This window comes from Pseudomonas sp. VD-NE ins, assembly GCF_031882575.1.
GTDB classification, from domain to species: Bacteria; Pseudomonadota; Gammaproteobacteria; order Pseudomonadales; family Pseudomonadaceae; genus Aquipseudomonas; species Aquipseudomonas fluorescens_BZ.
Genome location: NZ_CP134772.1, coordinates 4,720,176 through 4,734,592 on the forward strand (window position 1 = coordinate 4,720,176; position 14,417 = coordinate 4,734,592).

Sequence of the window (14,417 nt, forward strand, 5' to 3'; positions counted from 1 at the left end):
TCCAGCTCCTAAAATGAAAGGCTTAGAAGCCCATGCTCAGGTGTTCCGCGATTGGGCCGAGCGCCAGGGTTGGCAGGAAGGTCAGGCCGCCCACCAGCAAAATGGTTACGGTCAACAGGGTCACGAACAGCGGGCCATGGGTCGGGAAACTGTTCTGCCCGATCGGCGCGGTTTTCTTCATCGCCAGGCTGCCGGCCAGTGCCAGTACCGGGAGGATGTAACCAAAGCGCCCGATCAACATGCCCAGGCCCAGCATCAGATTGTGGAACGGTGTGTTGGCGCTCAGGCCACCGAACGCCGAACCGTTGTTGGCACTGGCAGAGGTGTAGGCGTAGAGCAACTGGCTGAACCCATGCGGGCCGGGGTTGCTGATGGTCGCTGCAGCACTGGGAACCGCTGCGGCAATCGCACCGAGCACCAGCACGCCCACCGGCATGACCAGCAAGGTCACCACCAGCAATTGCACTTCCCGCGCCTGCAGTTTCTTGCCGAGGTATTCCGGCGTACGGCCAATCATCAGACCGGCGAGAAACACCGCGATCAGCACGTTGAGCAACATGCCGTAGAGCCCGGCACCGACGCCGCCGAAGATCACTTCGCCGACCATCATGTTGACCAGTGCGACCATGCCGCTGAGCGGGTTGAGGCTGTCATGCATGGCGTTGACCGAACCGTTCGAGGCCGCCGTCGTCGTCACCGACCACAGCACCGTGGCGGTGGTGCCGAAGCGCGCTTCCTTGCCTTCCAGCGGCGCGGTCTGTTCAACCGCAGCGTTGTTCAGCGTCGGGTTCGGTTGGTATTCAGCCCACAGCGAGGTCGCGCCGCCGATCAGGAACAGCGCCAGCATGCAGGCGATGATCGCGCGACTCTGACGCAGGTCCTTGACGTAGTGGCCGAAGGTGAACACCAGCGCCACCGGGATCAGAATGATCGAAGCGACTTCAAACAAGTTGCTCCACGCGGTCGGGTTCTCGAACGGATGCGCCGAGTTGACGCCGAAGAAGCCACCGCCATTGGTGCCCAGTTGCTTGATCGCGATTTGACTGGCCGCTGGGCCGAGCGGGATCACTTGATCGACACCCTGCATCGTCACCGCATTCACATATTGCGCGAAGGTTTGCGGCACGCCCTGCCAGACCAGATACAACGCCAGCAACAGGCACAGCGGCAACAGGCCGTAGAGGGTGGCGCGGGTCATGTCGACCCAGAAGTTGCCGAGGGTTTTCGTCGATTTACGGCCGATGCCACGGCACAACGCAACCAGCACGGCGAGGCCGGTGGCGGCGCTGACGAAGTTCTGCACGGTGAGGCCGACCATCTGGCTCAGGTAGCTGAGGGTCGCTTCACCGCTGTAGGACTGCCAGTTGGTGTTGGTCATGAAACTGACCGCGGTGTTGAACGCTTGCGTCCATTCCTGGCCCGGCAGGTTCTGCGGATTCAGCGGCAGGTGATCCTGGAACAACAGAATCGCAAACAACAGGAGGAAACCGGCGAGGTTGAATGCCAGCAGCGCCAGCGTGTACTTCTGCCAGCTCTGTTCAGCCTCGGCGTCGACACCGGCGATGCGATAGCAACCGCGCTCGACCGGGCCGAGAACCGGCGTCAGCCAGGTGCGCTGACCTTCCATTACCTTGTAGTAAAAGCGCCCGAGGAACGGCGCCGGCAGCAAGACCAACGCAAAGAACGCGAGGATCAGCCAATAGTCATAACTGTGCATAGCCGCTCCTAGTTCCGATCCGCGCGCAACAGCGCAACCAACAGATAAATGAACAGCCCCACTGCCAATAGCAGTGACACCCCGTCCAGAACGCTCATGGAAGATCTCCGTGTTACGGCGTATTGCCGCGTGTGGAGGCATTGTCGGAAAGGAGGCTGTAAAGGAACGAGAGCGAGGGTGCTGGCTGTGCATAAAGAAAGCGTAAAGAGTGGGTTTATGCAGGCGTTACAGCAGGTTTTTACGCCGTCAGGCCGGGCCCTTTCGCGAGCAGGCTCGCTCCCACAATTTGAAATGCATTCCCCTGTGGGAGCGAGCCTGCTCGCGAAGACGGCATAACTGCCAGCATCGCACCCAACTGGCGCACAAAAAGCAGCTATCCCACCGCGAACATCCCCGATACGACAGCTTTCAACTCATTACGACTTGTTTCAGCGCACTGGCACGCCCACTGCAAACGCCCTCCCCGAGCTTTCCAAACCGTTCAGGGAGCAAACGCATGAACACACAACTCAAACCCACGCTGGGCACCTTGCACTTGTGGGGCATTGCCGTCGGGCTGGTGATTTCCGGGGAATACTTCGGCTGGAGTTACGGCTGGGGCGTGGCCGGGACACTGGGCTTCCTGGTGACCTCGTTCATGGTCGCGACCATGTACACCTGTTTTATCTTCAGTTTCACCGAACTCACCACGGCGATTCCCCATGCCGGCGGACCGTTTGCCTACAGCCGTCGCGCTTTCGGCGAAAAAGGTGGATTGATTGCAGGCCTGGCCACGCTGATCGAGTTCGTGTTCGCACCCCCGGCGATTGCCCTGGCGATTGGCGCGTACCTCAATGTGCAGTTTCCGGCACTCGATCCAAAACACGCAGCGGTTGGCGCCTATATCGTGTTCATGGGCCTGAACATTCTTGGCGTGAAGCTGGCGGCGACGTTCGAGCTGATTGTTTGCGTGCTGGCCGTCGCCGAGTTGCTGGTGTTCATGGGCGTCGTCGCGCCGGCGTTCAGCTTCAGCAACTTCGCCCTTAATGGCTGGGCGGGGTCGGATGTGTTTGGCGCACCGGCAATTGCCGGGATGTTCGCGGCCATTCCGTTTGCGATCTGGTTCTTCCTCGCCATCGAAGGCGCGGCGATGGCCGCCGAAGAAGCCAAGGATCCGAAGCGCACGATTCCCAAGGCCTACATCAGCGGCATCCTGACCCTGGTGTTGCTGGCGATGGGTGTGATGTTCTTTGCCGGCGGTGTCGGCGACTGGCGCACCTTGGCCAACATCAACGATCCGCTGCCGCAGGCCATGAAAACCGTGGTCGGCGACAACTCCGGCTGGCTGCACATGCTGGTGTGGATCGGCCTGTTCGGTCTGGTTGCCAGTTTCCACGGGATCATTCTCGGCTACTCGCGGCAGTTCTTCGCTCTGGCCCGCGCCGGTTACCTGCCGGTCTCGCTGGCGAAACTCTCGCGTTTCCAGACACCGCACCGCGCAATCATTGTCGGCGGCATCATCGGCATCGCCGCGATCTACAGCGACGGCCTGATCAACCTCGGTGGCATGACCCTCACCGCCGCGATGATCACCATGGCCGTGTTCGGCGCGATCGTGATGTACATCATGAGCATGCTCAGCCTGTTCAAACTGCGTAAATCGGAACCCAATCTCGAGCGTACTTTCCGCGCGCCGTGCTATCCGTTGATTCCGCTGATCGCTTTGGTACTGGCGGTGGTGTGTCTGGTGGCGATGGCGTGGTTCAACGCGTTGATCGGGTTGATCTTCCTCGGCTTCATGGCAGTCGGTTTCGGTTACTTCCTGCTTACCGGACAGCTGCGTGCCGACGCGCCAGCCGATGCGATGCTGACAGGTCATTGAGGGATTTCGGGTGTACCGGGTGCAAGCGGCCTAGAATGGAACCACTGCGAAGTCACTTCGCTCAAACGTGGTATGCAGCGTCGCACGGCGAAATCCTCGCCCGTCGTCCTGCCCTTAAGGAGAGCCGTTATGCCTTGGTATGCCTGGTTGATTCTGGTCGTTGCAATCGGCTCGATCGTCGGCGGATTGATGATGTTGCGCGACACCGCCAACAAGGTCGATCTGACCGATGAAGAGCGCCGACGCGTTGCCCAACGCAATGCCGAAGCGGACGCCAAAGACGCGCAGGACCGCTGAACACAACCCCGCCTGATCGGCGGGGTTTGTGCTTTTTATAGCCATTTGACCTATCCGCACGCTTTTAAGAAGTAGAAGTACAGTCACCATCCAATTTTCCTTGGTTAAGATGGGGACATTGTTGCGGAGAGTTCCAAATGCGTTATTCGCAGGATCATAAAGCCCAGACCCATCAGCGCATCATCAAGGAGGCTTCGGCACGCTTTCGCAAGGACGGAATCGGCGCTACAGGCCTGCAACCCCTGATGAAAGCACTGGGTCTGACCCATGGCGGTTTCTATTCACACTTCAAGTCCAAGGACGAGTTGGTCGAGAAAGCTTTGCAAGAGGCCGGCAACCAGGTCGACGGTTTATGCGCCGAGATTTTTTCCCAGGACAAACCGCTCGATGTCTTCATCGAAACCTATCTGTCCGAATGGCACCAGACATCGCCACATGAAGGTTGTCCGTTGCTGACCATTTCTTCCGAGCTGGGCCTGCGTGGTCAGCCGAGTCCCACCAGCGACGTGGTTCTCAACGCGCGGCTGGAGCAGATCGAGAATAGCCTCGAAGGTGAGAACAGCGCTGACCGCGCCATTGTCATCATGTCGACACTGGTCGGCGCGCTGCTGCTGTCACGCAGTGTCGCGGATGCCGGGTTTGCGCAACGCATCCTCGATGTCACCCGCGATCATCTCAAGAACCGGGACTAAGCCTGCCAGCGCTTGAACAGCACGCTGGCATTGACCCCGCCAAACCCGAAACCATTGGACAGTGCATATTCGATCGACATCGGCCGCGCCTGGCCATGGACGATGTCCACCCCTGCGCTCGCCGGATCGGGATTGTCGAAATTCAAAGTCGGCGGCACCACCTGATCACGAATCGCCAACAGTGTGAAAATGGCTTCAAGCCCACCGGCAGCGCCGAGCAAATGACCGGTGGCTGACTTGGTCGAGGTCACGGCGATTTTATTCTGCGTGCCGAACAACGCTTTGATCGCCGCCAGTTCGCCGAGGTCGCCCACCGGGGTCGAAGTCGCATGAGCGTTGAGGTGCTGCACCTGTTCCGGCTCGATACCCGCCTGCGTCAGTGCCAACGTCATCGCCCGCCGCGCACCGCTGCCATCTTCCGGTCCGGCCGTCAGGTGATAGGCGTCGGCGCTGGTGCCATAACCGACCAGCTCAGCCAAAGGCTTCGCGCCACGCGCCAAGGCATGCTCCAGAGATTCGATCACCAGCAGCCCCGCGCCCTCGCCCATGACGAAGCCGTCGCGACCGCTGTCGAACGGCCGAGAGGCGCGCTCCGGGGTGTCGTTGTAACCGCTCGAGAGTGCCCGAGCTGCCGCAAAACCGGCAAGACTGACGCGGTCGATGCAAGCTTCCGCGCCGCCACACACGGCGATATCCGCTTCGCCGGCGCGGATCAAGCGCGCCGCATCGCCAATCGCTTGAACACCCGCAGCGCACGCCGTCACGGGTGCGCCCAAAGGCCCCTTGAGACCGTGTTGAATGGACACGTGCCCTGCCGCGAGATTGACCAGAAACGACGGGATGGTAAACGGTGACAAACGCCGAGGGCCGCGACTGTCGGTCGTGCGTACAGCGTCGGCAATCGCGCCGAAACCGCCGACACCGGAGCCGATGATCGTCGCCGTACGCTCCTGGCTTTTGCTTTCCGAGGGATGCCAGCCAGCCTGTTCCAGTGCCTGCCGGGCAGCTTCCATGGCGAACAGAATAAAGCGGTCCATCTTCTTCTGTTCCTTGGGTGGCGTGGCGCGATCCGGATCAAATCCTGCCTCGGCGTCCTCTTCCAGCGTTGGCACCGCGCCGCCGACTCGCGTGGGCAAATCAGCGACCGTTGCCTCAGGCAAGTTACGCAAACCAGAACGCCCGGCCAGCAAGCGCTGCCATACGACTTCAAGATCGCTGCCCAAGGGTGAAACCAGGCCCATGCCTGTGACGACTATTCGACGCGAATCCATACCGTGGTGACCTCTGATCAATTCAATTGCCGGACTTGTAGCGTTGGGCTGCAGCACTGCGGGAAAGGTTCGGTGCCATGACATGGCGAGCCGCAACAAAGGCGTGCCATTCGCATGCATCAGGCAGCGAAGGAATGGTGATCAACTCGCCCTGATCCAGGCCGGCCAGCGCCGCATCAACCATCTCGCCTGCGTCCATGACCATTTCTGCCGGAATGCCGCTGGCATCGATGCCGGAACGCTCCCAGATTTCGGTGCGGGTTACACCGGGCAGCACGGCCTGGATCTGCACGCCTGTGCCTTCAAGTTCAGTGTTCAACGACTGGGTCAGGCTCAGTACATAAGCTTTGCTGGCGCTATAAGTAGCGTTGAAGCGTTCCGGAAACAGCGCCACCACCGAGGCGATATTGATGATCGTGCCACGACCGGCCTTGGCGAAACTGGCAGCCGCCGCCGATGCCAGGCGCGTGACGGCGGTGATGTTCAACTGGATCAAGCGCTCCAACTGGTCCATATCGGCGTTGGCCAGCAGTCCGTCCGCTGCCACGCCGGCGTTATTGACGAGCAAGCTGATGCTGGAATCGCTGCGCAGGCGTTGTTCGAGTTTGAGCACGTCACCCTTTTGCGTCAGGTCCGCTTTCAGCACTTCAACCTGAACGCCATGGGCGTCACGCAACTGGCTCGCAGCACTCTCCAGACGGTCCTTGTCACGGGCAACCAGTAGCAGATCAAAACCACGCGCCGCCAGGCGCTGAGCGTAAATCGCACCGATACCGGACGATGCGCCGGTAACCAGAGCAGTACCTTGTGATTGTGCAGAATTCATGAGAGTGCTCCTGGAATACAGATGGAGGAAATCGCCGCTGAAGCGCGTTGGCCCAAAGAACCGGCGAATTATTATAGCCATAATCCAAACGCAATATGATAGACGTAATTTTAGATTGTTCGACGAGCGCCCTTTCCACTGCTATGCGCTGCCATGCACTGGGCAAAACAAAAAGGCCGGTCAATGACCGGCCTCTTGGCATAGAACACTCAGCTTAGTTGACTTCCAGCTTGTCGCGGTTGCGATCCAGAATCGCCTTGCCAATCCCCTTCACTTCCAGCAACTCATCCACCGATGCAAAAGGCCCGTTTGTTTCACGATACGTAACAATTGCTTTGGCTTTAGCCTCACCGACTCCAGCGAGTTCCTTTTGCAGCGTCGCCGCGTCGGCATCGTTGAGATCGACTTTTGCACTTTGGGAAGGTGTCGCTGTATCCATGACCAAAGGCGCTTTGGACGACTCCGCTGGCGCAACAGGTGCGGCAATAGCGGCGATCGAGGCGCTGGTGAGGAAAGCGAAAATCAGAGAGTAAAAATAACCGGTACGCATTAGTGACGCTCCATCATCATTTGAGAAAGCAGCTTTTCCGAAGCTGCTCTCCAAACGTAGGTCATGGTGGAGCCATGTCAAAAATGCGTGCGTTACAGGATGTGAAACAATCAGGGTTCGAGGCGGCGCTGCTGATAGATCCAATCGACGATCTCGCCGTCCGGCATATAGCCACTGACCGTTTCGCGCAGCAGTTGACGGACCCGCGCATAATCATCGCGCTCCACGGCCAGAAGCAATTCGCTCAAGCGGGTTTTCAGCACATCCCACGGCAGGTGGTCTTCGCTCGCCGTCATGATCATCGGGTGCTGGGTGGCGGCCACGTTGTCGCCGATCAACAGCTCTTCGTAGAGCTTTTCGCCTGGGCGCAGCCCGGTGAACTCGATGGAAATATCGCCCTGCGGATTGCGTTCGGAGCGAATGCTCAAGCCGGACAGGTGGATCATTTTTTCTGCCAGCTCAACGATTTTCACCGGCTCGCCCATGTCCAGCACAAACACATCCCCGCCCTGCCCCATCGAACCGGCCTGGATCACCAGTTGGGCGGCCTCGGGGATGGTCATGAAATAGCGGGTAATTTTCGGGTGAGTGACCGTCAGCGGGCCACCGGACTTGATCTGACTGTGGAACAGCGGAATCACTGAGCCCGAGGAACCGAGAACATTGCCGAAACGCACCATGGTGAACCGGGTCTTGTTGACCCGCGACACGTTGGCACTGTCACCAAACAATACCGGTGCGGTTTCACGGCTGAGGGCCTGCAGCGTCAACTCGGCCAGGCGCTTGGTACTGCCCATGATGTTCGTCGGGCGCACGGCTTTATCGGTGGAGATAAGCACAAAATTCGACACGCCCGACTGCAATGCCGCCTGCGCTGTATTGAGCGTGCCGATCACGTTGTTCAGTACACCTTCAGCAATATTGTGCTCAACCATCGGCACATGCTTATAGGCTGCTGCGTGATACACGGTGTCGACTTTCCAGGTTTTCATCACATCGAGCAGCTTGTCTTGATGACGGATGGAACCGAGGATAGGCAACAGTCGTACCGGAACCGACTGCCGGCAACCCCGTTGTTCGAGTTCGGAGAGAATGCTGTAGAGATTGAATTCGCTGTGTTCGAACAACACGAGCGTGGTCGGCCCCAGGGTGAAAATCTGTCGGCACAACTCCGAGCCGATCGAACCACCAGCGCCTGTGACCATCACCACTTTGCCATTGATGCAACGCGCCAACAGGTCCGGTTGGGCCGGTACGGCGTCACGCCCGAGCAAGTCGGCGATATCCACTTCCTGGATATCCTCGACCTTGACGCGACCACTGGCCAGGTCGGTAAAATTCGGCACACTGCGCACGTGCAGCGGAAAACCCTCGAGCAGGTTGAGGATTTCCCGGCGCCTGGCGCGGGTCGACGACGGCAGCGCGAGGAGTATCTCCTGGGCACCGGTGACGTCGATCATGTGTTGAATGTGCTTGGGTTTGTAGACTTGAAGCCCGGAAATCGAACGATCGGAAATGCCCGGATCATCATCGATAAAGGCCACCGGACGCATCACGCGGCCCATGCGCAGAGCGGCAACCAGCTGGTTGCCGGCGACACCGGCACCGTATACGGCGACCTTGGTCAAACCGTCATCGCGGCTGGTAAACGGTACGTGTTGAGCTGCGGTAAACCAGTCGCCCATGAAAAACTGGCGCATGCACAGGCGCAGGCCGCCGATGATCATCATGCTCAACCACCAGTAGTTGAAGATGATCGAGCGCGGCACTACGGCTTCGTGATTGCTGTACCAGTAAACGACGACCGCCAGAATCAGCGAGGACAGGCTGACCGCCTTGACGATGGCAATCAGGGCGTCGTTACCAAAGTAACGCATCACGGCCCGGTACATGCCAAAGCGAATAAAGAGTGGAATGGCGATGACAGGGGCGAAGGCAAAGAGCCAGATGTGAGCCTTCAAGGGGTTGTACATGTCATCGATGCCGAGGCGCACGATGAACGACAACCAGAGGGCAACCCAGACCAGGACGACGTCGGTAGCCACCTGCAGCAAACGTTTGTGCTTACGAGGCAAGCCCAGCAAGACAGTCCGCACTTTATCCATTCAGCCGCTCGAGCACGTGGCTCCCTCCTTAAACAGTCGACGACCAGCATTGTAACCTCAATGCTGGCGTCTTCATCTGAATAATTGGCCCCAGAAAAGGTGAATCGGTTCTCGGAGTAAACGCGGCGACCCTATAGAATTTCACCATTGCCTTTTCGCAACCCCGATGAATCAGGAATTAATCAGACAATGATCCCAGTAGTTGTACTCGGCGACTCTCACGCATTGGTATTCAACTCCGAAACACTGAGAGCACTGCTTCCCGAATACACGTTCGAAGTGACTTCGGTAGGAGGGGCAACCGTTTCTGGATTAAAAAATCCAAACGCCCTGACTCAGGCCATGCCACAGTTCACAGCAGCGCTGGAGGCGACAACGGCCAAAACGGCGATCGTAATGCTGGGCGAGGTCGACACCGGTTTTGTGATTTGGTATCGAGCGCAAAAGCACGGCAACGCTGTATCGCAAATGTTGCAACTGGCAGTTGATAACTATCAGAAACTTCTTCAGGACATTAAACAGACCCATCATGTGATCTGCATCAGCACTCCCCTCCCCACCATTCGAGATGGAATGGATTGGGGCGAGGTTGCCAACTTGCGTAAGGAGGTGCAGGCCACTCTTGCTGAAAGAACCCGGTTGACTATTGAGTTCAATAGTCTGATGGAGGTTTTTTGCGTCCATCAGGGCATCAGTCATATAAACATGGACAGTCTGTCGATGGACGCAACGGGAAGTCTCAAAGAAACGCTGCGAAACCCCGATCCGAGCGACCATCACTACGATCCTTCTGCCCATTCGCAAATGATTGCACCGCTGCTGGCGCCGGTGCTCGAACGTTACGCGCATTCGGATCAATCAAGCGATGTAACCCAGCCTGTCGAAGAACCTCTCGCAAAGAGCAAGCCGACGCTCTTGGGCAGGCTGGTGGAGCGTTTCTTTCGCCGCAGGTGAGGTGACCCTGTCAGGCGTTGTTCCATACGCCTCGCGGAGAACCCTTGCGAATGTAATCGGCAAATGGGTCGCTGCCCGGGATTTCCACACCATGTTGTTCGGCATATACATCGGGCTGGAAGTCTGAGCGAGGCGGCTGCGGGTTTATGCCGCTGGCCCATGCGCGAACATACAAGCGCGCGTCTCGCTCACTGCTGTCGAGCAAGTCCGAGTCCGAAATCAATTGAACATCACGTTTTTCCTGTTGAGCGCGTACAGCGGCTTTAACGCCGACAGACTCAAGTTCCGCAACATATCTGTCCATATCGAAGTAGATTTTCGATGCTGCATGACTCTTGGCGACTGCCTCTTCATACAGTTCACTGGAGTCGGCCAATGCGAAAATTTTTCGCACGGCGCTGTCAACATCAAGATAATCAGCGATGCAGGAATCGCGTAGTCCGCCAAATGAAAGGAAGTCAGATATGCCTGTCGCTTTGTCGAAGCAGAGCACTGGCAATCGCGCATCGAAAGCATCAATGGCGACGTTCGGCAACGGGTCCAATCGAGACGAGATAAACAACAGGTCAGCTTCTTCATACGCCGTTGCAATAGCGGACGTCTCGTCCAGCATCACGAAGCGATCCTCCAGCCCCGAACGCTTGATCTGATCGGCGAGATAAACCGAATAGCCATCTTCTACATCGGGGTTAAAGCCTTTACCGATCCAGACAAAACGAAACTTCTCCCCACCGGGAGTCAGCATGGTTTTGATCGCGCATTGAATGAAGATGTCGGCGCCTTTTCGGAAATTGACATAGCCTGCGCCGAGAATTACGAACTTCCTCTCAGTATCGGTGGCAGGCCGCATCTTGCCGCGCAAGTAATCAGACTCCAATTGCTGCCTTTCCTGTTCGACAACTGGCGCGGGCAGCGCACAATGACCCTGAGGAATAATGTGGGCGCTTAGAGGTTTCAGGGCCGGACATAAATCTTTGGCACTCTCCCAAGTAATGTCCGCGGAAAAAACCAGGTCGCTAGACCACAACTTGGCATCCGAAAACAGGGCGGCGGAATTGGGGTATGCGGACGCAAATTCATGGATCAACGGAATAGCAGGCACGAAATGCCGGGCCAGTGGCTCCAGAACCACGCGGCACTCCATGCTGTTAACCAGTGCGAACTTGAAATTGAAGTCGCTGCACAGTTTTTCAATGGCGAACTGTGTGTAGGGAAGATTGTTTTTCAGTCGCGGGCTCGCCATTGTCGCAACCGCTGCATCTTCGAAGTCCTCAAGAAGCGGGCCATTGCCGAGCAAAAGCGCAACTACGTTGTAACTGGCGGATAAACGCTGTACCAGGTTAAGGGCAAGTATCGGCGCACCTGATCGGGATGCTTCGTGACTGACGACCATGACCGTTTCTCGCGAAGGATCGAACTGACGACTGTCGGACATTTTGATTCTGGGCAGCGTCACGATACGCCAGCTTTCCTGAAAACCATGATTCAGGTAATGGGCAATCGGATCAATTGCCGTGCCGAGATCCGGATTCATTTTCAGATAGAGCGCCGCGTCAAAATTGTCTGGCAGCCTGCGCTTGCCATGTTCAATCTGAACGACCGCCGACGGCTCAACCACAGGGGCTTCAACGATACCTGGCTCAACGGGTGCCTTTGGCTCGCTTACAGGTTGCTGGGGCAACTTGTAGATCTCAACGCTTTCTGATCGTTGGACAAAGAGCCGGGACAGCTTCGAGAAAAAACTATTGCGAGCCAAAATCTATTCCTTCTAATTAAGCAGTTTCAAGGGATCGAGTGCTTCTCCACCTTTGATGAGCGGTGCAGTGTTTCCCAGCCTCTCACCTATCTCGAACCATAAATGTACACAAACCGAAATGTGTCATGCGCCACCTGATTTCGCAGTCCGTGAGACAGACGGGCAATAATCTATTTGGGTGGCGCATGATACACATCCTGGCCGGTTTTCCGACACTTCCGCAGCAGCCGTAATCGGCGATGGGCGGCAGGGAGCGCCCAGGACGCTGCGCCTTGCCCAACTACTTAAGATCGCTCAAGTTCGCCCGCTCGATACTTAACCGCCAGCCAGACAAGTGGCAAGTACGCCACAACCAACCCCAGTGCACCGTCCACTTTCAAGTAGCTCACGCAGAGCGCAATCGGCAGCAGCCAGAACACATTGATCAGCCCGACTGCCACAGTCACGGGCAGGTGCTTGCCAAACTGTCGGGACGCAAACTGATAGGCGTGGCTGCGATGCGCCTCGTAGACTTTATCGCCGCGCAACAATCGACGCATCAACGTGAACGTTGCATCAACGATGAACACGCCAAGCAGTATCAGCCAGACCCACAGCAACCCGGGATCAGTCCATGCCGCCAGCAGCGACAACACGCCAAGGATGATACCGAGGAAGCCACTGCCCGCATCGCCCATGAAAATTTTTGCCGGGGGAAAGTTCCAGCACAGAAAACCGGCAGCGCATACCGCCAGTAACGCAGGTGGCCATAACAGTTGCGGGAAGCCACTGAGCCAGTAAATCAGACAGGCACCAGCGCATGTCGTGACGGCTTCGACACCGGCAATACCGTCAATACCGTCCATGAAGTTGTAGAGATTAAGCATCCAGACCAGATAAAACAGCGCGAGAAAATGCCCGAGCCATCCCAGATCAACGCTGACACCGGCAATCACCAACGGCGATAGCCCACCCACCCAATAAACGCCCCAAGCGGCGGCAGAAAAGTGCGCCAGCAGGCGCCAGCGGGCGGCGATGTGACCGTGATCATCCAGAAAGCCGATAACCGCCGTGATACCGCCGGCGCCGACCAAAGCAATCAACGCCTCCTTAGTCGTCAGCCCGACAGCGAACAAAACGCACATGGCGAAGATAAAGGTCAGGACGATGGCCACACCGCCACCACGCGGTGTTGGGATCGAGTGGGAACTGCGCTGATTGGGAATATCGATCAGGCTGCGCGAAATTGCATAACGACGTAAAAAACCCGTGAGTGCGAACGACAGGATCGCAACAACCGGGACTAGCCACCAGTCATTCATTTTTTTCGAGCATCCAGGAATGGTTTTACTGTGGCGTCCAGAGCCCGCGGAAAACTGACCGGCGGAACCCAGCCCAACAGACGTTGATTCTTACTGATATCGACTTCCAGGGAACCAAAGATGCGCTGTGCGACGGCCTCTTTGCCCAATAGTTTCGCCGCGGCACTCATCAGGCTCACCGGCAACGGTATTAACAGAGAGGGCTTGTGCAGCGCAGCAGACAGACTGCGTAACAGCTCGGTTGTCGAGAGGTCATGCCCGTCGCTGACCAGAAATGTCTGATTAGCCGCCGAAGGGTGCCTCATACACGTCACGATCAAATCCACCAGATTATCCAGACTGACCAGGCTGCGCTTGTTATGCACCGCACCGAACGGCAACGGCACTGCGCGTTGTAGCCAGCGAATCATACTGAGGAAGTTGGCTTTGACGCCCGCGCCATACACCAGAACGGGCCGGATGATGACCACTTCCATTCCGGTAGCGATTGCGAGCGCCTTCAAGCCAAGTTCGGCCTCAAGCTTGGAAATGCCATAAGGGTCGAGGGGCGCGGGCGTGTCATCTGCTGTAAACGCAATGCCAGGCGAAGTTGATTCGCCATTGACCTTGATCGAGCTGATGTAGATGAAGCGCTTCACACCTGCACTTGCAGCCTGCCGGGCCAGATTCAATGTGGCATCGACATTTACCCGCCGAAACTCGGTCAGCGGATCAGCAGCGGATTCATCCATGACATGAACTCGTGCCGCGGAATGCACCACCACATCAACCTGATCAAGCGCATCTCGCCAATCGACATCAGCCGTCAGATCCGCAAACAGGAAACGCCGAATGGATTGGGGGAGATCGCTACATTCCTTGCGCAATGCGGCAATCAGGGAATACTGCCCGCTGGTATCCAGGTGTCGCAGCAAGGCACCACCCAAAAAGCCTGAGCCGCCGGTGACAAGTACCGTTTCAACTTTCATTGTTCAGGCTCGGTAACGAATATTGACGCTTGAAATTGCATCACGACTACTGACCATCAAACTATCCAAAAGAGGATTGGACCCCGCCGCAAACAGCGAGGCCAAACTACACGCCAGTG

The 14,417-nt window shown here is 57.4% G+C and carries 13 protein-coding genes; 4 read left to right on the top strand and 9 right to left on the bottom strand.

Annotated elements, in window-relative coordinates; all coding sequences use genetic code 11:
• Nucleotides 1-22 precede the first annotated feature (22 nt).
• Together kdpA and kdpF are read right to left on the bottom strand one after the other, a co-directional pair.
• Nucleotides 23-1,717 (bottom strand): potassium-transporting ATPase subunit KdpA, encoded by a 1,695-nt coding sequence (gene kdpA / locus RMV17_RS21000; protein ID WP_311882269.1) that lies wholly within the window; start codon nucleotides 1,715-1,717, stop codon nucleotides 23-25.
• An 8-nt stretch (nucleotides 1,718-1,725) separates the two neighbouring features.
• On the bottom strand, nucleotides 1,726-1,815 hold the full coding sequence (kdpF, locus tag RMV17_RS21005) for a K(+)-transporting ATPase subunit F (RefSeq protein ID WP_007899818.1): 90 nt from the start codon (nucleotides 1,813-1,815) through the stop codon (nucleotides 1,726-1,728).
• A 398-nt stretch (nucleotides 1,816-2,213) separates the two neighbouring features.
• Here kdpF and eat point away from each other — a divergent pair, with 398 nt between their 5' ends.
• The 3 genes from eat (at nucleotide 2,214) to RMV17_RS21020 (ending at nucleotide 4,567) form a co-directional block, all read left to right on the top strand.
• Entirely contained in the window at nucleotides 2,214-3,578 is a 1,365-nt protein-coding gene (gene eat / locus RMV17_RS21010; protein WP_311882272.1) for an ethanolamine permease, read from the top strand.
• Between the two features lie 129 nt (nucleotides 3,579-3,707).
• The gene (locus RMV17_RS21015; RefSeq protein WP_007908505.1) at nucleotides 3,708-3,875 is read left to right on the top strand and encodes a DUF2897 family protein; all 168 of its coding nucleotides are present in this window, start codon (nucleotides 3,708-3,710) and stop codon (nucleotides 3,873-3,875) included.
• Nucleotides 3,876-4,012: 137 nt separating this feature from the next.
• Nucleotides 4,013-4,567, top strand: coding sequence for a TetR/AcrR family transcriptional regulator (locus tag RMV17_RS21020; RefSeq protein WP_034155270.1), 555 nt, complete (start codon nucleotides 4,013-4,015; stop codon nucleotides 4,565-4,567).
• On the opposite strand, the gene fabF is transcribed toward RMV17_RS21020, so the two are convergent.
• The 4 genes from fabF to RMV17_RS21040 form a co-directional block, all read right to left on the bottom strand.
• Nucleotides 4,564-5,838 carry a beta-ketoacyl-ACP synthase II gene (gene fabF, locus RMV17_RS21025; RefSeq protein ID WP_311882277.1) on the bottom strand — a complete coding sequence of 425 codons (1,275 nt, stop codon included), beginning with the start codon at nucleotides 5,836-5,838 and terminating at the stop codon, nucleotides 4,564-4,566. The genes RMV17_RS21020 and fabF overlap by 4 nt on opposite strands.
• A gap of 22 nt (nucleotides 5,839-5,860) precedes the next feature.
• Nucleotides 5,861-6,664 (bottom strand): SDR family oxidoreductase, encoded by an 804-nt coding sequence (locus RMV17_RS21030; RefSeq protein WP_311882279.1) that lies wholly within the window; start codon nucleotides 6,662-6,664, stop codon nucleotides 5,861-5,863.
• Nucleotides 6,665-6,878: 214 nt separating this feature from the next.
• Nucleotides 6,879-7,214 (bottom strand): helix-hairpin-helix domain-containing protein, encoded by a 336-nt coding sequence (locus RMV17_RS21035; protein WP_034155273.1) that lies wholly within the window; start codon nucleotides 7,212-7,214, stop codon nucleotides 6,879-6,881.
• Nucleotides 7,215-7,324: 110 nt separating this feature from the next.
• A complete protein-coding gene (locus RMV17_RS21040) occupies nucleotides 7,325-9,319 on the bottom strand; it encodes a polysaccharide biosynthesis protein (RefSeq protein ID WP_034155274.1) in 1,995 nt (664 codons plus the stop codon).
• A 147-nt stretch (nucleotides 9,320-9,466) separates the two neighbouring features.
• Here RMV17_RS21040 and RMV17_RS21045 point away from each other — a divergent pair, with 147 nt between their 5' ends.
• A complete protein-coding gene (locus RMV17_RS21045) occupies nucleotides 9,467-10,273 on the top strand; it encodes an SGNH/GDSL hydrolase family protein (protein WP_311882284.1) in 807 nt (268 codons plus the stop codon).
• A gap of 10 nt (nucleotides 10,274-10,283) precedes the next feature.
• On the opposite strand, the gene RMV17_RS21050 is transcribed toward RMV17_RS21045, so the two are convergent.
• The 3 genes from RMV17_RS21050 to RMV17_RS21060 all read right to left on the bottom strand — a co-directional run bounded on the left by RMV17_RS21050 (nucleotide 10,284) and on the right by RMV17_RS21060 (nucleotide 14,298).
• A complete protein-coding gene (locus RMV17_RS21050) occupies nucleotides 10,284-12,029 on the bottom strand; it encodes a glycosyltransferase (protein ID WP_311882286.1) in 1,746 nt (581 codons plus the stop codon).
• Between the two features lie 284 nt (nucleotides 12,030-12,313).
• The gene (locus RMV17_RS21055) at nucleotides 12,314-13,330 is read right to left on the bottom strand and encodes a glycosyltransferase family 4 protein (RefSeq protein WP_311882288.1); all 1,017 of its coding nucleotides are present in this window, start codon (nucleotides 13,328-13,330) and stop codon (nucleotides 12,314-12,316) included.
• On the bottom strand, nucleotides 13,327-14,298 hold the full coding sequence (locus RMV17_RS21060; protein ID WP_034155277.1) for an SDR family oxidoreductase: 972 nt from the start codon (nucleotides 14,296-14,298) through the stop codon (nucleotides 13,327-13,329). The genes RMV17_RS21055 and RMV17_RS21060 overlap by 4 nt, the downstream gene beginning before the upstream one ends.
• Between the last annotated feature and the right edge of the window lie 119 nt (nucleotides 14,299-14,417).